The organism is Faecalimonas umbilicata (genome assembly GCF_004346095.1).
In the GTDB taxonomy this organism is placed as follows: domain Bacteria; phylum Bacillota; class Clostridia; order Lachnospirales; family Lachnospiraceae; genus Faecalimonas; species Faecalimonas umbilicata.
Genome location: NZ_SLZV01000019.1, coordinates 43,335 through 62,517 on the forward strand (window position 1 = coordinate 43,335; position 19,183 = coordinate 62,517).

Sequence of the window (19,183 nt, forward strand, 5' to 3'; positions counted from 1 at the left end):
GACTGTATATGGATTTTTGCATGCGAATCACATTTATATAAAGCATTATGCGATTCCGTTGGAAGATAGGAAAAATCCTGTTAAGGTTGCTTTTTTGAGTGATATCCATACGGGAACGTTTGTAAACAAAAGGCAGCTGAGAAAAATCATAGATCAAACAAATAGAATGCAATGTGATTATGTTCTGATAGCCGGTGATACGTTTGATGTAGACGCATTTGACTATTGCAATCTTTCTGAAATTGCAGAGGAATTGCAAAGATTAAAGGCTGTGAAAGGAGTATACGCTATACTGGGAAACCATGATCCTGTTTCTACAGATGCCAGAATGAGGGAATTCTTTCAAAAAAGCAAGATCAGATTGCTTGTCGATGAAATCATAGAGACAGAAGATTTTATAATTATCGGGCGTGATGATATAAATTCAAATCCAAAACGTAAGGCCCTTACAGAAATTGTGCAGAAAATTTGTTCAGATAAGCCTAAAATATTGATGGATCACAATCCGGTGGGAATTGCAGATGGGATTCAAAACGACATAGATCTAGTAGTATGTGGACATACACATAAAGGACAGTTTTTTCCTGCGAATTTATTTACAAAATGGTCTTATGGAAAGCAGGGATTTTACGGATATTCTAAAACGAACAAGACACACAGTATTGTTTCTTCGGGTGCTGGATATTTCCAAATGCCGATAAGAATTGGAACAAATAGTGAGATTGTGCAAATTGATATTACATAATGTGAGTGGAGAAAAATGATCATAACCGTAGTATGGTATTACATATTAGACGCAGTTATTTGTGTGGCAACTTTTTTTATTGTACAAAAATTATATAAAAAACTGCCTCTCATCAACTGGGAGAAAACATTACGGACAATTACGTCAAAGAAAATCAGAAAATGCATCGAGAGAGGATATCTTGTTTTACTGATTTTCTTTTTCCTGCTTTGTGTAGGTGAAATCGTAATTCCGTCTATGAAGGATTTGCCACTGGTAGTAAGTGGCAAATATATAGAAGATACAGGTACGATTTTCAAAGTTACAAACGACACAATATACATAAGAGGGAATGAGAGGAAGGAAATTGTAATCGGTGAAAGAAGTACAAAAGGTTTTCAAGAAGGAGATTTCGTTCTTGTACATTACTATCCGAATATGGAACGTGGATTTGTATATCAGATAGAAGAATGTGAGTAGATCTTCGATAGAGTATTGTTATGGAGAAAAAGCTGAGGAATGATACCTCAGCCTGAATGGATTTAATGTAAAATTTTTCTCATAATAATGGTCAGCCGCTGCGCAGCAATTGCTGATAACACACACAGGACAAAATCTCCGGCTACAGTTAAAAGGAAGCAGTTGATCAGAACAATTTTCCACGATACGGTGATGTGTGCGATGTAGTTGCTGACAAAGTAGAAATAGAGGTTGCCGGATAAGTACATCACAAAAAGCCCTGCCATGGAAATAAAAAAGTAAGTGAGAAACCGCTTCGGGGCAAATCGGTCGGTCAGCATTCCAACAACACCTGCAGCAAAGAAAAATCCGAGCAGAAATCCAAAAGTTGGTTTTAACAGGTAGGATGGTCCGCCACCGGATGCGAAGATCGGAACACCACAAAGTCCGATCATCAGATAGATGCCGATACTTAAACTGCCAAGTTTTCCCCCGAGCAAAAATCCTGCCAGCAGTGCAAAGAAAAATTGCAGTGTAAAGTGCATCGGAATGGGTTCTACGGGGATATTAATTTGAATAAATGCGCCGATTGCAGTCAGCGCAGTAAAAAGTGCACATAAAGTGAGGTCTTGTACTTTCCAGGTTGTCTTTTTCATTGGTTGTCCTTTCTTATTGTGAAATTTATCGTCATTTCTTTCGGTTTTTATTATAACAGTTTCAGAAAAGTGTGGCAACAGTTATTTTATATGAGGTATGATTATCTTGAAGAGAATAAACGAAGTGGCTAACAGTTGACAAATATCAGATTTGATGATATTTTAGAAACAATTTTCGGATTTAGAATCGGAAAAGAGAAGAGGAAACAGGAGAGTAAGATATATGGAAAAATTGAATCTGAAGCAAATATCGTCATTGACCTTGACTTTGTTTGCTATTTTTTTTGGAGCGGGCAATATGATCTTTCCGCCGGCGATGGGACAGCTTGCGGGAGAAAATTATTTGCAGGCACTTGCAGGGTTTATTCTGACAGATGCAGGGATCGCTCTGCTTGGGATTGTTGCAGTTGTTTTACTTGGAAATAGGATCACAGATTTAGGAAATCTGGTCAGTAGAAGATTTTCATTATGTTTGTCAGTGACAGTATATTTGTTGATCGGACCGCTCTTTGCACTTCCAAGAACCGGAAGTGTATCGTATGAACTGGCAATCCGCCCGTATATTCCACAAGAATATGTGTGGTTGGTTTCTCTGCTTGTGACGGCGGTATTTTTTTCGCTGACTTATTATTTCAGTGGAAATCCGAAAAAGATTGTTGATATTATCGGACAGTATATGACTCCAATCTTGATTCTCAGCATTACCGTGTTGTATTTTGTATGTCTGTTTGCAGATAAATCGGGTAATGTCATACAGTATGGAGCGGTTCAGTCGACCGGAGAATATCAGGATATTGCGTTCTTTAAAGGGATGATAGAAGGTTATAATGCGTTGGACGGTCCGGCAGGGCCTGTATTTGCGATCATCATTATCAATGCAGTTACTGGATTTGGGGTGAGAGAACGAAAAAGCATTGTAAAATATACGATTTTTTCAGGAATGGGTGCGGTATTGATCTTAAGCGGGATTTACTATATGCTGGCATACATCGGTGCAACGACGCAGACTGTTTTTGCAAATGGTGGAGCACTTCTTCATGCAGTGGCAAGTGATCTGATTGGTCCGGCAGGTGGGATTGTACTTGGAATGTCAGTATTTTTGGCATGTATGACGACGGCGATCGGGCTTACGACATCTTTTGCCAATTATTTTCACGAGTTGATTCCGCAGCTCTCGTATCGAAGAATCACGGCAATTGTCTGTCTGTTCAGTTTTGCAGTCAGCAATGTAGGGCTGTCTTACATGATTACCATTTCTCAGCCGGTGCTGATGATGATCTACCCGGTACTGATTGTGTTGATCGTTCTATCCTTTGGACACAAATGGATAGGGAGAAGAAAGATGGTCTATATCTTTAGTATGGCTGTTGCATTTGGTATTGCATTTATCAATGCGATGGAAGGTGTGGGAATTGAACTGGAGATGCTGACGGAATGGGCGAAAAAGCTTCCGCTTTATGAACTGCATCTTGGCTGGATGTTGCCGGCGGCAGGTGGAGCATTGTTAGGTTTGCTTCCGTTTTGGAAGAAAAAGGAAATAGAAAATTAAAAGAAGAAAGCAGGTATGGATATGGAAATCAAATTGTTGGCAGTAGATATGGATGAAACTGTCGTAAACAGCAGACATCAGATGACAGAGCAGACGAAGCTGGCCCTGGAACTTGCGATTCAGAAAGGAATCCTGGTTGTTCCTGTTACTGGCAGATGCCTGGAAGGACTTCCTGCAAAGATTCGTCGGATGGACGGTGTGGAGTATTTCATCACTTCCAACGGGGCAAAAGCATATGATTTTAAGGAGCAGAGGATCCTTTACCGCAGGCTGATCCCAAATCAGACCGCCTGTGCGATCTTGAAAAAGTGTCAGGAGGAAGAAATTGGAATTGCGATCCATCAGGAAGGGAAGTGCTATGATAATTCTTTCCTGCAGGCAGCATACCGCTATGTAGCATATCATAGAGATTTTAAAGCGCATAGGGTACAGAAAGATCTGTATGAGTGGGTGCGGGAAAATGAGAAACCGGTAGAAAAGATCCAGGTGTTTTCCAAAGATGAGAAAAAACTTCTGGTGCTGCAGGAAATGCTGGAACGATTTGTGACATTGGAGATGGCTGTTTCGACAAGTGGATACATTGAAATCACGCAGGCAGAGGCAAATAAGGGGAAGGCGCTGGAAGCTCTTTGCGATTCATTGGGCATATCACTTTTACAGGTGATGGCGATCGGTGACAATGCAAATGATTTTTCCATGTTGGAGCGGGTCGGTTTTCCGGTAGCGATGGGAAATGCGAAGGAGGAACTTAAGCAAATTGCGAAGACAGTCACAACAAGCAATGATGAGGATGGAGTAGCAAAGGCAATCTATGAGTATCTGTTGTAGAAAGATGGATACAGAATGTCTTCCAAAAGTTTTTCAATAAGAATAGAGCACAAAACACAAGATCAATAAAGGATAAAACCTGCCGCAGGACAAGTTTTCATGGAAATTCTCTAAAGAGAGAGACGTGAAAGCTTATCCTGCGGCAGGTTTTTATTATGAGTTTATTTTTCTGGCAGTCGTTCTTTTTTTATGGAAGAGTGTATCTCTCTTGCAAAGGTGTCAAGCATATGGATGGTCGTGCGCATATCATCCCTTGTTGTCTCTGGATGCAGTGCGCAGATCCGCAGTACTTTTTTGCCGTTTAAGACGGTTGTAAAAATAGCGGCATAACCACTTGCAAGAATTTTCTCAGAAACTCTTTCATTGAGAAGATCAGTCTCTTCCTCAGTCAGATCTTCGGAGGTATAGCGGAAATTGACCATCGCAAGCTGCGCTTTGGACACGATTTCCCAGTGGTCAAGATCTCTTAGTGCCTCTTCTGCCCAGACAGCGAGGTCAAAACCATGTTCGATCGCACTTCCAATTAGATCTGTTCCGAGCACCTGCAGTGTGAGCCACAATTTTAAGCCACGGGCAGGGCGTGTCAGTTCCATTCCGATATCCCATGTATTGATGTGAGTTGCATCGCTTTCAATATCCTTTAAATATTCCGGATTTACATGGAAGCTGTGGAATAGATGGCGGATGTCTTTGACAAGTACCATCGCACAGCCGTAAGTCTGGAACAGCCATTTATGTGCATCCCAACTGATACTGTCAGCAAGCGCGGTTCCTTTTAATAGATGGCGGTACTTCGGACTTAAAAGGATCGAAGCGCCGTAGGCACCATCGATATGGAACCATAATTTGTAGTTCGAACAGATTGCGGCAATCTCTTCCAGTGGATCAATACTTCCGGTATTTGTTGTTCCGGCAGTTCCGATGACAACAAATGGGATCAGGCCATTTTCTATATCCGTCTGAATCTGTGCCTCCAGTTCTTCTGTCCTCATCTGGAAATCGCTGTTTGTCGGAATCTTTCGAATTCGGCTGTCTGGGATTCCGATGATTCGCAATCCTTTTGCAACAGAGCTGTGTGTCTGATCAGAGAGATAGGCAACTCCGAGGTGCATCGTCTCATCTGTTAGTTTGTGGTCGCGAGCAGCGGTCAGTGCGGTGATATTTGCCATGGAGCCACCGCTGACAAAGACACCTCCAGGGTTTTCTGTAAAGCCAACCTGCTCGCAGAGCCAGTGGAGCACTTCCTGCTCGATACAGTTGACCATCGGGGCCAGTTTGCTGCCGCCTGCATGGATATTATAGGCAGAAGTCATAATATCTCCAAGCCAGGAGATGGAAGAGGCTGGTCCCGGTACGAATCCGAAGAACCTTGGATGGTTGGCATCTCCGCGGTAACGATAGACTTCCTCTGACATCTCTGCGACGACCTCGTCCACAGGTCTTCCGTCCTTTGGAAATCCAATCTGTCTGATTTTTTCTGACTGTGTCTCGTCGGTATACCAGGTCACTTTTTGAGAATGGATATCGTGTTTTTCTTGACAAAACGTATGTACAAATTTCTTGATTGCTTCTTCCAATTGTGCGCTATTTAAAACATTTTCACTGTTCAGCATAAATGATACTTCCTTTCTAAAATCAAAAATAGATGGAGCAGATCTTGACAGGGATACTGCTGTCATCGTTGTATAGCGATCAGGCAAAACTTTACGCCTGCGTGATTTTATTGTATACTACTTTTAACTATCCGTAAAATTCATAAATTTTATAAGATATATGAAAATAATTCATAAGAAAAACTACCGATATGAGGGAAAAATCATGGAATTAAGAAATATCAATACATTTTTAAAGGTGGCGGCGACTCAAAATTTTTCCAAGGCGGCAGAGCAGCTTGGATATTCACAGTCAGCAGTGACTGTGCAAATCCGTCAGCTGGAGAAAGAATTAGGGACGCCGTTGTTTGAACGGATTGGGAAGCGTGTGTCGCTGACAGAGCGTGGGATGGAGTTTATCTCCTATGCAAATGAGATCATGCGGGTGACTGATCAGGCACGTTTCTTTGCAAAAGATCAACGGGAATTGGACGGGACGTTGCGGATCGGAGGGGTAGAATCCGTCTGCACTGCGCTTTTGCCAGATTTGCTGTGTTCTTTTTATGCACAGTATCCAAAAGTGAAGATTATCATAAAATCAGGAACAACCCAGGAACTGATGGAGATGGCAAAAAGCAATGAGATTGATCTTGTCTTTACGCTGGATCGAAAAATCTGTCATGCAGAGTGGTGTGGGGCGGTACAGAAAAAAGAGAGGATTCTTTTTGTGGCACCGGCAGGGCAGATTTCTGACAGAAAAGCAGAGGTGCCGGCAAGGGAACTGGTAACAAAAGCCTTTCTATTGACAGAGTCCGGTGCTGCCTATCAGTATGAACTGGAACGTCTGCTATCGGATAGGGATCTGGAGATTCTTCCGGTTCTGGAGATTGGAAATACAGAGACAATCATCCACTTGTTGCAAAAGGGGATGGGATATTCATTTCTTCCAGAATTTACCGTGAAAAAAGAACTGAAAAAAGAACAGCTTTTGGAAGTGAGGACAGACCTCCCGACTGTGGTGATGTACAGCCAGCTGCTTTATCACAAAAGTAAGTGGGTGACGCAGGAGATGCAGAAATTTATAGAACTTGTAAAAGACAGCAGTCAGACAGATAAAAGCGAATAAGATGCAAAAAACAGGGAAAAGAATTGTGAAAAGAGAGGAAAACGCGTATGTGGTATCAGAAAGATTGGTTCACCGGAAGTGATTATTATAATTTCAGGGAGCGGCAGATTTCTGTTCAGGAGCTTTGTATAATAAATCCTGTGGAACAGGTGTTTCATGAGCGGACAGAAATTTATTATGTCAGAAGCGGAAAGGCCACAATCTGGGTCAACGGGGAAAAATTTAAAGTCAGACAAGGGAGTTTCCTCTGTCTGTATATGCATCTGTTTTATCGGATTGATGAGATTGAGGAGCCACTCGATTGTGTGAAAGTCTCTTTCCATATCGGACTTTTTATGTTCCTCTGCTTTGAAAAGAGGGAAGTATGGGAAAATGAAATGTTGATCTACCGGGTGGAGCCGCTGCTCTATTTAAATATGGAAGAACAGAAGCGTGTCGAAACGATTTTTGCAGAACTGCTTTTGGAAGAAGAGACGCAGAGGTTCGGGAGTCAAAACATCAGTATCTACCTTGCAATGGAACTTCATGCATTATATTGTCGGTATGCGATGGAAAAAAGAGAGTCGTTATCCGGAGGTGCATCGCAGATTTGGAGTGTGATCCAAAGGGTACTGCTTGATACAAGCAAGACACTTTCTCTTGAGGAGTATGCAAAGGCAGCAGGGATGACAGCGGTGACATTGAACCGGCATATTACGAAAAATTGTGGGTATACGTTTTTTCAGCTACAGAAAATGGGAAAGGTTTTCCATGCCTGTGCACTGTTGCATTTTCCGGATCTGGATCTGCAGTATATCAGCGATTACCTTGGATTTACAAATCTGGAAGACTTTTGCAGGGTGTTTAAGCGATACATGAAAATGAGCGTGAGAGAGTATCAGACACAACATATCGGGGCAGGAGTTGGCATGAGGGGAGAAGAAGAGGCACTTCAGGTTTTGCAATATTTACTATTGTGTTTTCATAAACCATTTCAGATGGAAGAGATGGCGCAGCAGTTAAAAATGAAACCATTTCAAATGGAAAAGCGGAGCAGAGAGCAGTTTGGAAGAACTGTACAAGAATTACTGGAAGAAATCCGAGTACGTATGGCTTGCAGCTATCTTGCGGCGACAGAAAGAAGTGTTACGCAAATCGGTCAGGATGTAGGTTTCGGAAGTATATCGACATTCCAGAGAAGTTTTCAGAAATATATGAATCAGACGCCGAGCGAATACCGGTCGGAATATCGATTGTTTGTAAAAAAATGATAATAATAGTTAAAAATATGAATATCTATTTCTTTTCAACTGACCTATAATGAAAGAAAAAAACAGAGGTGTCAAAAATGTTTGAACATGTATTTGCCCCGATCAAGATTCGGGAGATGGAACTAAAAAATAGAATTATCCTGCCTGCAATGGGAACAAGGATGGCAGATGCAGATGGATCTGTGACAGAAAAACTGGTTGCATATCATGCTGCAAGAGCAAAAGGCGGATGTGGATTGAATATTGTGGAGGTGGCAGCCGTACATACTCCAAGTGCTCCGGCACATTTCGTATCGATCAGTGAGGATAAATTTATAGAGGGTCATAAAAAACTGACTGATGCGATTCATGAAAATGGCGGAAAAGCCGGAATTCAGTTATGGCAGGGATCTATCGCTGCATCTATGGATCCAAAAGCAAAGATTCTTGTAGTTTCCGATATGAACTTTGGTCCGTATACATTGAAAGCGATCACAAAAGAAGAAATCAAAGAAGTGATCGAGTGCTATGGCGCTGCGGCAGAGCGTGCGGTCAAGGCGGGATATGACTGTCTGGAATTCCATCTGGCCCACAACTATCTCCCGCATTCTTTCTTAAGTGCGGGACTGAATCACAGAGAAGATGAATATGGAGGAAGCTTTGAAAACCGGTGCCGCTTCCCGCTGGAAGTAATTGATGAGCTCAGAAAGAGAATGCCGGAAGGAATGCCGTTATTTATCCGTATCGACGCACAGGATGATCTTCTTGAAAATGGAATGAGCATCGAGGAAGTGATTCGTTTCTGTAAAATTGCAAAAGAGCATGGGGTCGATGTGCTAGATGTTTCCAGGGGGAATATTATTACAGCAGCATCCATGTATGAAGTTCCGCCGATCGATGTGCCAAATGCATTTAACGTAGAGAACGCAGCAAGGATTCGAAAGGAAACCGGTATGGTGACAGTTGGTGTGGGACGAATCAATACGGCTGCACTGGCAGAAGAGCTGATCGCAGATGATAAAGTGGATATGGTAGTGATGGGAAGAGCACAGCTTGCAGATCCGGAGTTTGCAAACAAGGCAAAAGAAGGGCATGTAGAGGATATTGTACACTGTGTCGGATGTAATCAGGGATGCTATGATGGATTTTGTGATGTGGCAAACCGCCCGCACATTACTTGTATGAGAAATCCGATGATCGGACATGAGGCAGAATATACACTTGATCCGGCAGAACATACTAAAAAAGTATGGGTGATCGGTGGAGGTGTAGCCGGTATGGAAGCAGCTCAGATCCTTCATAAAAGAGGGCATCAGGTGACAGTATTCGAAGCAGCAGATACACTGGGCGGAGAATTTCTCCTTGCAGGAGAAGCTCCGGGAAAAGGTGAGATGAAAGCAGCTGCACTGGAGATGGGTGCGCAGACAGAGCGAATGGTGACTGTTCATAAAAATACAGTGGTTGATGTAGAGATGATCGCAAAGGGAGATGTGGATGAAGTGATCCTTGCAGTCGGATCTTCCCCAATCCAGATTCAGCTGGAGGGAGCGGATAAGCTTACCCATGTATCTGCACCGGAAGTACTGAGAAGAGAAGTGAAACCAGAAGGAAAGGTTGCAGTAATCGGCGGAGGTCTTGTTGGACTGGAGACCGCTGATACACTTGCGAGCGCCGGATGTGAGGTGACGATCCTGGAGATGAAAGACAGCATCGGAAGTGATCTTGGAAGCCTTAGAAAGATCGCAGTAATGATGAAAATGCAGCAGTTAAATGTAAAAATGCTTACAAATAGTAAAGTCTGCAAGTTTACAGAGGAAGGAATCGTGTTAGAAGATGGTACAGTAGTTCCGTGCAGCTGCGCGGTTTTTGCGGTCGGTTTTCATTCTAATGATTCCCATTTGCTGGCAGAAGCTTGTGAGAAAAAACAGATTCCATTCCATGTGATTGGCGATGCAAAAGCTGCAAGACGTGCGATCGATGCAGTGGCAGAAGGATTTGAAGTCGGACGTCAGATATAGACAGACGGAGCTATGAAAAGAGCGAGAAACAAATCACAAAAGTAGAAAATAAAAAATAGAAAATAGCATTTGCAAAATGAGATGCTCCCTTCTAGGCAGACAAGTAAGATAGTAAAAACTTGTCACTTAGGAGGGAGCATAAATATATCTGCCATATGGGATTCCTAGAGTTTTTGAAAGGGCATCATGGATTGTTCCTCTGTCAAGAATGTGATACAATTCTTAAGTACAATCATTTTGAAGAACGATAAAGATATAATGAAATGAAGAAAAAAGAAAATTTGTTTACACGCTGTTACTATATGGTCATCCAATTCGGGCAGCTTACCTGTCTTCCGTCACAATACTGTGTCAGAATCGGCTGTCTGACATTTGGTCTGGAAAGATAGTTTGCAAATAGTTCATCTACGACGACGGAAATGGTATCATAAATATTTCTTTCCGGAATCCATTTGTGGTCAAATGCAGTGGAGGAGGTGATTGTAAAATCGTATCCTTTGTTCCGGTACCATTCCGTGTATACCCGGTTAAGGGTAAATGACATAATAGCAAGTACATTTGCACGGATAGTATTTTCTGGCCAGGTCGCATAGATTTCACTGGAAGCTACATTTTTGATATAATCTTTGTACTTTACATAATAGTTTTGGGCGGTGGAGTCACGCGGAGAACCATCATGTACAACAATGAATTCCGGGACAACAACACGGCTTAGTACAATCTCACCGGTCTCGTCTGTCGGTTTGATCTCATCTTCGGCAATCTTTGGCGGATATGTGCCGTACAGGGTATGGGCTGGTATGACAAACACTTCCTGTTGAGGAGTAGCAGTGCTCGGGCGCATAGTAATGTTTTGGATAGCGGTGACGTCCGGGAGAATTTCGGTACCAGAAATATTGATCGGTTCAAAACCAGGAGCGGTGACGGAGAGCGTGTATTCCGAATAAGGCTGTGATTCAATTGTGGGATTCAGACTGTATTCCAGTGGAGGAGCAGCGAGTTCTAAAGTTTCGGTCTGACCGGAAGAATCTGTAGTGACTTGCTCTAAAGTTTGTTCAGGAACACCCGTATAGGAGATAGAAATGGAGGCATCGGCAATCGGGAAGGAAGTGATTTCAGAGTTGATCTGGATCTTTAACCTTCCTTTATCCGGTGTGTCTGCCTGCATAGTATGAATTGATTTCATAATAAGACCTCATGTGATTAAGATTACTGTTACTATATGCAGAAAAATATGTAGAGTGCATTGGCAGAATATGGATGGAGGCTGCAAAAAGGAGATTGTGATATGAGCAGAAATCGCGGAAGAAATCGAAGGATAAAGAGGAAAAGGCGAAAAGGATGGATTTGGATAGTGTTTATATTGGTTGCTATGCTGTTGGCGGCAGGTTTCTGGATGTTGAGTCGGAATTATGAGGGCAAGGGAAAAGATGAGTACAAATCTAAGCCTACCGCAGAGTGGAAAGAAACTGCAGAAACAGACAGGCAAAGCAAATCTCAGGATGAAAGTACGTCAGACTTTTATTTTCGGCAGCTTTCAGAGGAAGAGCAGCACATTTATACGAGTCTCTTGAAAGGAGTCTCCTCACACCGGGAATCTGTGGAAATCCTAGGAGCAGATACAGAAAAAATAGGGAAAGTTTATCAGTTTCTGCTAAATGATCATCCCGAATTGTTTTGGTGCTCTGGCACACTGCAAATGACACACTATCCAATGGCGGAAAAAATAGAATTATTTCCAGAATACTTATATGACAATGAGGAGAGCATGCGCCGGCAAAAAGAAATCGAGAGTGCGGCACAGGAATGGCTTGCGGATATACCTGAAAATGTTTCGGAATATGAGAAAATCAAATATCTTTATGAGCAGATTGTCTGGCGAACCGAGTATCAGGAAGGTGGAGCGGACGATCAGAATATTTATAGTGTGCTGCAAAATGGGGAGTCTGTCTGTGCAGGATATGCCAAGACAATGCAGTATCTGGCAGGGAAGGCAGGAATTTTTGTCACTTATGTGACGGGGACAGCAACAGATCCGGATACCGGGGAGACGCAGGATCATGCATGGAATCTTGTGAAGTGCGACGGAAAGTATTCTTATGTAGATACTACATGGGCAGATCCGGTCTGGACCGGAGAGGGGACACAAAAGGAAACGATCGTCTATGATTATCTTTGCTGTCCGCAGGAGCAGCTTTTTCTGACACATATACCGGAAGAATCGGTTGTACTTCCGGTATGTGATGCTTATGAGCAGGAGTATTATCGGAAAAATAACAGATTTTATGAGAACTATGAGAAACAGCAGATCTGTCAGGCGCTCCGGGAAGATGTGGAAGGCCAGAAGAGTGAATCGGCTTTGAAATTCGGGTCAGCGGACGCATTTGGTCAGGCGGAAGTGAAGATCCGAGAGGAAATTCTTCCGGAAATGGTGCAGTATCTTGGAGAATTGTATGGTCTTTCTACCGTAGAGTATTTTTATCGGGAAGAGAGTGCATTTCAAAAAATAACAATTTATTGGAAATATGAGTAAAGAGATTTGAGGAAAGAAGGCAAAAAATGATCGATTTATACGGTATTGTAAGTATTCCATTTTTAAAAAAATCAGCATTTACAGGAAGTTTTCGAAAGATGAGATATCGTCTGGAAAAAGTGGCAGTCGAAGACGAGGAACGGTTAAAAGGTACTTTCTGGTGGAGAGATGTTTGCTGGGAAAAAGTTTTGAACGATGAGAAACATTCTGCAGATTTTTCTTTTGATAAGGAAGGACTAGAAAAAGCGGTTGACTGGTTAAATCAAGCTTACGAAAAAGAAAATAAGCCGGAGGAATAAAGGAAGGAGAGCAAATGGATGTATAAGATATTGATCGTGGAGGATGATGAGACGATTGCAAGACTGCTCAGAGAACATTTGGAAAAATGGGGCTATCAGGCTCGATGCGCAGAGGATTTTAAGCAGGTGGCAAAAGAATTTAAAGAGTATGCTCCCCATCTTGTTCTCATGGATATCGGACTTCCGTTTTATAATGGATTTTACTGGTGCACAGAGATCCGAAAGACATCAAACGTACCAATCTTATTTTTGTCATCGATGTCTGACAATATGAATATTGTTATGGCCATTCAGATGGGTGGGGACGATTTTGTGACAAAGCCGTTTGATCTCAATGTGCTGACGGTGAAGATTCAGGCACTTCTTCGAAGAACATATGCATTTCAGGGCAGTGCAAGTGTGATGGAGCACAAGGGTGTTATGTTAAATCTCAGTGATGCAAGTGTGACATTTCAGAGTCAGAAGATAGAACTGACAAAAAACGATTATAAGATTCTTCAGATTCTGATGGAGCGTGCAGGAACAATTGTAAAGCGAGAGGAAATCATGCAGCGCCTTTGGGAAAGTGATGAGTTTATTGATGACAATACACTGACTGTAAATATGACTCGTCTGCGGAAAAAACTGGAAGAGTTAGGGGTACAGGACTTTATCAAGACGAAGAAAGGAATCGGGTATATTATCGAATGATCAGATTAGCAGGTGCATATCTCAAAAAATGCCGAAAGGTGATTGCAGTATATATTGGGATTGTAACTATTTTTTTCATTGTATTTTTCTTGTCATCAGTTCCGGTTGACACTGTGCAGTATGCTGCTTTTTTGTCTGCAGTTTTGATGTGCATTGTTGGGATAATTGATTTTGCAGATTTTGTGCGTCGATCTGGAAAGCTTCACGATATTTCAATGCAGCAACAAATGGAACTTAGCAGTCTTCCAAAAGCGAAGGAATCCATCGAGGACCAGTATCAGGAGCTGCTGATCCGCCTGGAAGCATACAGAAGAGAGTTGGAGTCAGAAGCAGAAATTAATTATCAGGAAATGGTTGATTACTATACATTGTGGGCTCACCAAATCAAAACACCAATTGCGGCGATGAAGCTTTTGAATCAGTCAGACCAGATCAATCGAAGGGCGATGGAAGCGGAACTTTTTAAGACGGAGCAGTATGTGGAGATGGTATTATCTTATCTGCGTGCGGGCAATCTATCCTCCGATCTTGTCCTGCAGCGCTATTTTCTCGATGAAATTGCAAAAAAGGCAATCCGCAAATATTCGTCCTTGTTTATTTTGAAAAAAATCGAATTGGAATTTCACCCGTCGAAGGTGGAAGTACTGACCGATGAACGATGGGCGGTGTTTGTTGTGGAGCAGATTTTATCTAATGCATTAAAATACACAAAAAAAGGGAAAATCATTGTTCAGATAAAAGGGGACAGCATCATCGTGCGAGATACCGGAATCGGAATCAGCAGGGAAGATCTGCCAAGAGTGATGGAGAAAGGATTTACTGGATACAATGGCAGACAGGATAGAAAATCTACAGGAATCGGGTTGTATCTCTGCAAAAAAATCATGAAAAAATTGGGACATTTGATTGAAATTGAATCCGAAGTGGGAAAAGGAACGACGGTGATCTTAAATTTTGGGCGTGAATTTGAGGTTGCAGAGTAGTGGATATCTGACTTATAAATAGTTATTAGTATATATGATAGGTGAATGATTTACTTTCCTACAAATCTTTGATAAAATTATGTACGGTTTTGGTCATGGCAGATCACAAAGGAAGTGTTCGCACATGAGAGAGAAAGTACATCGATACACTTAAGGAGGAAATGAGAGATGTTAGAGAAGTTGTTTAAATTAAAGGAGAACAACACGACTGTGAAGACAGAAGTGCTTGCCGGAATCACAACATTTATGACGATGGCATATATTCTGGCAGTCAACCCAAGCATTCTGGCGGCGGCCGGGATGGATCAAGGTGCAGTGTTTACTGCAACTGCGTTGGCGGCATGTTTAGGAACGATGTTGATGGCAATTTTTGCAAATTATCCATTTGCGCTGGCTCCGGGAATGGGGCTGAATGCATATTTTGCATACACAGTTGTAATTGGTATGGGATATAGCTGGCAGATCGCGCTGGCAGCAGTTTTTGTAGAAGGTCTTGTGTTCATTGTATTGTCTGTGACAAATGTGCGTGAGGCGATTTTTAATGCAATTCCGCTGAACTTAAAGTCAGCAGTGAGTGTGGGAATCGGTCTGTTTATCGCATTCATCGGACTGCAGAATGCAAAGATTGTAATTGGTGGATCTACTTTGGTGCAGTTGTTTTCTATTGAGGGATATAATGAGCTGAATGGTGTGAAAGCATCTATGAATGATGTGGGGATCACGGTACTTCTTGCAGTGATCGGTGTGATCATCACAGCAATTCTTGTTGTAAAAAACGTAAAGGGAAATATTTTATGGGGAATTCTGATCACATGGATCCTTGGAATCCTTTGCCAGATCAGTGGTCTCTATGTTCCAAATGCAGAACTCGGAATGTTTAGTCTGTTACCGGATTTCAGCAAAGGAATCAGTGTGCCGAGTCTTGCACCGATTTTTGGAAAACTGAGTTTTTCAGGAATTAATATCGGACAGTTTATTATCGTTGTGTTCGCGTTCTTGTTTGTAGATATTTTTGATACGCTTGGAACACTGATCGGTGTTTCAACAAAGGCGGGTATGCTTGATCAGGAAGGAAAGCTTCCGAAAATTAAAGGAGCACTGATGGCAGATGCGGTTGCTACAACAGCAGGTGCAGTACTTGGAACATCGACGGTGACGACTTTTGTTGAAAGTGCTTCCGGTGTCTCAGAAGGAGGAAGAACAGGATTGACAGCAGTGACAACGGCAGTTTTATTCGGAGCATCGTTATTGCTTTCACCGATTTTCCTTGCCATTCCATCATTTGCGACAGCGCCGGCGCTGATCGTTGTTGGATTCTATATGCTGACCAATGTAGTAAATATTGATTTCGCTGATTTTACAGAAGGGCTTCCTTGCTTTATCTGTATCGCAGCAATGCCGTTTTTCTACAGCATTTCAGAAGGAATTGCTATGGGAGTCATCACTTATGTTGTGATCAATCTTGTAGCAGGAAAAGCAAAAGAAAAGAAGATGAGTTTATTGATGATCATCCTTGCTGTTCTGTTTGTAGGAAAATATTTCTTGTTATAAAAATCCATGACCATAGTTTTGGTAAGAAAATAGAAAAAATCTCCGGACAGGAAAAAGAAAACTGTTCGGAGATTTTTTATTTCTTTCAAAAATGTAAGATAGCGAAGAAAAATGTAAGGGAAAACGATGGCAGAGAAAACCGGATATTTTGTATAATGACACTGTGATCGAAAGACAGGAGGTAATGAATATGGCATTATTAGAAGTAAATAATCTAAAGAAAATTTATACAACCCGATTTGGAGGAACACAGGTGGAAGCATTGCGAAATGTGAATTTTTCCGTGGAACCGCGAGAATACGTGGCAATCATGGGAGAATCCGGTTCGGGAAAAACGACATTGTTGAACATATTGGCTGCGCTTGACAGACCGACGAGCGGCAAAGTGTTTCTAAAAGGACGAGAGCTTGGAACAATCAAAGAGAAAGAGATGGCAGCATTCCGCAGGCAGAACTTAGGGTTTGTTTTTCAAGATTTTAATCTGCTCGACACCTTTTCGCTGCAGGACAATATTTTCCTTCCGCTAGTCCTCTCCGGGAAGAAGTATCCGGAGATGGCACGCAGACTGGAGCCGATTGCGGCATCGCTTGGAATTGAGAAACTTTTAAAAAAATTTCCTTACGAGGTGTCTGGCGGGCAAAAACAACGGGCAGCAGTTGCAAGGGCGTTGATCACAAAACCACAGCTGATCTTGGCAGATGAACCGACAGGAGCGCTTGATTCCAGATCGGCAGATGAACTTTTGGATTTGTTTCATGAAATTAATGAGAACGGACAGACGATTCTGATGGTGACGCACAGTATTAAGGCGGCAAGTACTGCAAAAAGGGTGCTCTTTATTAAGGATGGGGAGGTTTTCCATCAGCTCTATCGCGGAAATCTGTCGAATGAGCAGATGTACCAGAAAATCTCTGACACATTGACAGTTCTTGCTACGGGAGGTGAACAAGGTGAGTAGATCGGTTTATACAAAGCTGGCACTGACCAATCTGAAAAACAATAGAAAGACTTATGTGCCGTATGTGCTGACTGCCATTGTAACCGTGATGATGTATTACATTTTGTGTGGACTTGCAAGTGGAAGTTCAGTCGGTGACAGGACATTGCAGATGGTATTAGAATATTCTTTGTCAGTAGTAGTGATTTTCTCGGTACTGTTTTTGTTCTACACGAATAGCTTTCTGATGAAACGACGAAAAAAAGAAATCGGTGTTTATAATATTTTGGGTCTGGGAAAGCAACACATTGCTAAAATGCTGACAATGGAAACAATTGTGACAGCATCTGTAAGCATTGTAGGTGGAATACTGGCGGGGCTTACGTTTGAAAAATTGATGTATTTATGTCTGCAGAAACTGTTACGGTTTGAAACGGGGATGAAGTCAGAATTTCATATGGAGACAGTTTTTTCGACGGCAGTACTGTTTTTTGGGATTTTTGCACTGACACTTTGCTATAATCTGCTGCAGATCCGGCTGTCAAATCCATCGGAGTTACTGCGGGCAGGAAAAGAAGGGGAAAAAGAGCCGCGGACGAAATGGGTGCTTGCCCTGGCAGGAACAGTATTTCTTGGAATTGGATATTATATTGCGTTGACGACAGAATCTCCACTGGAAGCAATTCCTAAATTTTTTCTGGCGGTAATCTGTGTGATCATCGGCACATATGCATTATTTATTGCAGGGAGTATCGCATTTTTGAAATTTTTGAAGGGAAGGAAGCATTTTTATTATCAGACAAAACATTTTGTCTCTGTGTCGGGAATGATCTACCGAATGAAGCAAAATGGAGCAGGCCTTGCGAATATCTGTATTTTAAGTACGATTGTGCTTGTTATGATTTCGGCAACTGCATCACTGTATCTGGGAATTGATGATGTCATCTCCAGCCGTTATCCGAGAGAGAGCCGGATAAAAACTAGCTTTTCTACACCCGAGCAGGACAGACAAGTGCGTCAAATAGCAGAAGAAGTCTATGGGAAATATGATGTGAAAATGGTCGAAACGATGGAATACCATTCCGGTTCATTTGCCTCAGTGTTAGACGGAGAACGATTTCTCAAGGAAAATGAAGTGAGCCAGGAAGATATGATGGAAGTATGCCAGGTATATTTGATTCCGCTGGAAGATTATAATCAGATGGAGGGAATGTCGGTATCGCTTGCGCAGGATGAGATGCTGGTGTATGTATCTAATGAAAAGAAAGAACTTCCGGGAACGCTTGCTTTTGGAGAGCGTAGATATCATGTCATACAGCAGTTAAAAGAACTAAAATTTGCGGGAAGTTCTACGCAAAATATGACAGAGGATTATTATGTGATTTTGCCAGACATGGAATCGATCAATGGTATTTTGAAGGCGATGTATCAGGACAGTGGAATGAAAGAGGAGTATATTCAGGAGGCTTCTGTTATTTCTTATACACTACAGTCGAATTTAGAGGGGACTGAGGAAAATTGCAAGAAAGCGATTGCCGAACTGCGTGCAACATTTGAAGCATCAGGGATTCCGGGATTTTATGAAACGAGACAGGAAGGAAAAGAAGGGATGTTTTCTGTATATGGAGGCTTGTTGTTCATTGGTATTTATCTTGGAATATTATTTTTGATGGCAACCGTTTTAATTATTTATTATAAGCAGATTTCGGAAGGATATGAGGATCGCGAGCGATATCAGATTATGCAGAAAGTGGGGATGAGTAAAAAAGAAGTGAGAGACTCTATCAAAAGTCAGATATTGCTTGTATTCTTTCTGCCGCTTGGAGCATCCATTCTTCACATTACTGTGGCATTTAAGGTGTTGACAAAGTTGTTGGCAGGATTTGGATTTACCAATACAATGTTGTTTCTCGGATGTACTGTGGCAGTCTCATTGCTTTTTGCAGTGTTTTATATCATTATTTTTGCAGTAACTGCAAGGGAATACTACAAAATTGTGGAATAGATTA

At 42.0% G+C, this 19,183-nt stretch carries 16 protein-coding genes and 1 pseudogene; 14 read left to right on the top strand and 3 right to left on the bottom strand.

Translation table 11 applies throughout. The annotated features are described in order from the left end of the window. Window positions 1–58 precede the first annotated feature (58 nt). Together EDD74_RS15395 and EDD74_RS09670 are read left to right on the top strand one after the other, a co-directional pair. Complete coding sequence (locus EDD74_RS15395; RefSeq protein ID WP_243116174.1) at window positions 59–745, top strand: metallophosphoesterase; 687 nt, start codon at window positions 59–61, stop codon at window positions 743–745. Window positions 746–760: 15 nt separating this feature from the next. Beyond that, entirely contained in the window at window positions 761–1,204 is a 444-nt protein-coding gene (locus EDD74_RS09670) for a hypothetical protein (RefSeq protein WP_008975145.1), read from the top strand. Between the two features lie 62 nt (window positions 1,205–1,266). On the opposite strand, the gene EDD74_RS09675 is transcribed toward EDD74_RS09670, so the two are convergent. Then, entirely contained in the window at window positions 1,267–1,839 is a 573-nt protein-coding gene (locus EDD74_RS09675) for a biotin transporter BioY (protein WP_009262197.1), read from the bottom strand. Between the two features lie 223 nt (window positions 1,840–2,062). Here EDD74_RS09675 and brnQ point away from each other — a divergent pair, with 223 nt between their 5' ends. Further along, window positions 2,063–3,388: a branched-chain amino acid transport system II carrier protein gene (gene brnQ / locus EDD74_RS09680; protein ID WP_116442361.1), complete on the top strand. Its 1,326-nt coding sequence runs from the start codon at window positions 2,063–2,065 to the stop codon at window positions 3,386–3,388. A gap of 21 nt (window positions 3,389–3,409) precedes the next feature. Next, window positions 3,410–4,216: a Cof-type HAD-IIB family hydrolase gene (locus EDD74_RS09685; RefSeq protein ID WP_008975149.1), complete on the top strand. Its 807-nt coding sequence runs from the start codon at window positions 3,410–3,412 to the stop codon at window positions 4,214–4,216. A gap of 161 nt (window positions 4,217–4,377) precedes the next feature. Here the strand turns inward: EDD74_RS09685 and EDD74_RS09690 are convergent, their stop codons facing one another. Further along, complete coding sequence (locus EDD74_RS09690) at window positions 4,378–5,829, bottom strand: pyridoxal phosphate-dependent decarboxylase family protein (protein WP_016440706.1); 1,452 nt, start codon at window positions 5,827–5,829, stop codon at window positions 4,378–4,380. 205 nt (window positions 5,830–6,034) lie between these two features. Between EDD74_RS09690 and EDD74_RS09695 the strand changes: the two genes are divergently transcribed. The 3 genes from EDD74_RS09695 to baiCD all read left to right on the top strand — a co-directional run bounded on the left by EDD74_RS09695 (window position 6,035) and on the right by baiCD (window position 10,181). Next, window positions 6,035–6,934: a LysR family transcriptional regulator gene (locus tag EDD74_RS09695; protein ID WP_116442360.1), complete on the top strand. Its 900-nt coding sequence runs from the start codon at window positions 6,035–6,037 to the stop codon at window positions 6,932–6,934. Window positions 6,935–6,981: 47 nt separating this feature from the next. Next, on the top strand, window positions 6,982–8,184 hold the full coding sequence (locus EDD74_RS09700) for an AraC family transcriptional regulator (RefSeq protein WP_008975152.1): 1,203 nt from the start codon (window positions 6,982–6,984) through the stop codon (window positions 8,182–8,184). 77 nt (window positions 8,185–8,261) lie between these two features. Continuing rightward, window positions 8,262–10,181, top strand: a complete 1,920-nt coding sequence (gene baiCD, locus EDD74_RS09705; RefSeq protein ID WP_116442359.1) for a bile acid Fe-S flavoenzyme BaiCD — start codon at window positions 8,262–8,264, stop codon at window positions 10,179–10,181. A gap of 304 nt (window positions 10,182–10,485) precedes the next feature. Here baiCD and EDD74_RS09710 read toward each other — a convergent pair. Next, a pseudogene (locus EDD74_RS09710) lies at window positions 10,486–11,367 on the bottom strand (carboxypeptidase-like regulatory domain-containing protein); the annotation flags it as partial. A 102-nt stretch (window positions 11,368–11,469) separates the two neighbouring features. Between EDD74_RS09710 and EDD74_RS09715 the strand changes: the two are divergent. From EDD74_RS09715 to EDD74_RS09745, 7 genes are all read left to right on the top strand, one after another. Beyond that, complete coding sequence (locus EDD74_RS09715) at window positions 11,470–12,714, top strand: transglutaminase domain-containing protein (protein ID WP_116442357.1); 1,245 nt, start codon at window positions 11,470–11,472, stop codon at window positions 12,712–12,714. 26 nt (window positions 12,715–12,740) lie between these two features. Next, a complete protein-coding gene (locus EDD74_RS09720) occupies window positions 12,741–13,013 on the top strand; it encodes a hypothetical protein (protein ID WP_008975160.1) in 273 nt (90 codons plus the stop codon). A gap of 18 nt (window positions 13,014–13,031) precedes the next feature. Further along, window positions 13,032–13,703, top strand: coding sequence for a response regulator transcription factor (locus EDD74_RS09725; protein WP_016440700.1), 672 nt, complete (start codon window positions 13,032–13,034; stop codon window positions 13,701–13,703). Beyond that, window positions 13,700–14,686 carry a sensor histidine kinase gene (locus EDD74_RS09730; RefSeq protein ID WP_116442356.1) on the top strand — a complete coding sequence of 329 codons (987 nt, stop codon included), beginning with the start codon at window positions 13,700–13,702 and terminating at the stop codon, window positions 14,684–14,686. The genes EDD74_RS09725 and EDD74_RS09730 overlap by 4 nt, the downstream gene beginning before the upstream one ends. 168 nt (window positions 14,687–14,854) lie before the next feature. Next, the gene (locus EDD74_RS09735) at window positions 14,855–16,237 is read left to right on the top strand and encodes an NCS2 family permease (RefSeq protein ID WP_008975164.1); all 1,383 of its coding nucleotides are present in this window, start codon (window positions 14,855–14,857) and stop codon (window positions 16,235–16,237) included. Between the two features lie 190 nt (window positions 16,238–16,427). After that, window positions 16,428–17,195: an ABC transporter ATP-binding protein gene (locus EDD74_RS09740; RefSeq protein WP_009262185.1), complete on the top strand. Its 768-nt coding sequence runs from the start codon at window positions 16,428–16,430 to the stop codon at window positions 17,193–17,195. Further along, window positions 17,188–19,179 (top strand): ABC transporter permease, encoded by a 1,992-nt coding sequence (locus tag EDD74_RS09745; protein ID WP_116442355.1) that lies wholly within the window; start codon window positions 17,188–17,190, stop codon window positions 19,177–19,179. Before EDD74_RS09740 ends, EDD74_RS09745 begins: the two co-directional genes overlap by 8 nt. The last annotated feature ends 4 nt before the right edge of the window (window positions 19,180–19,183 follow it).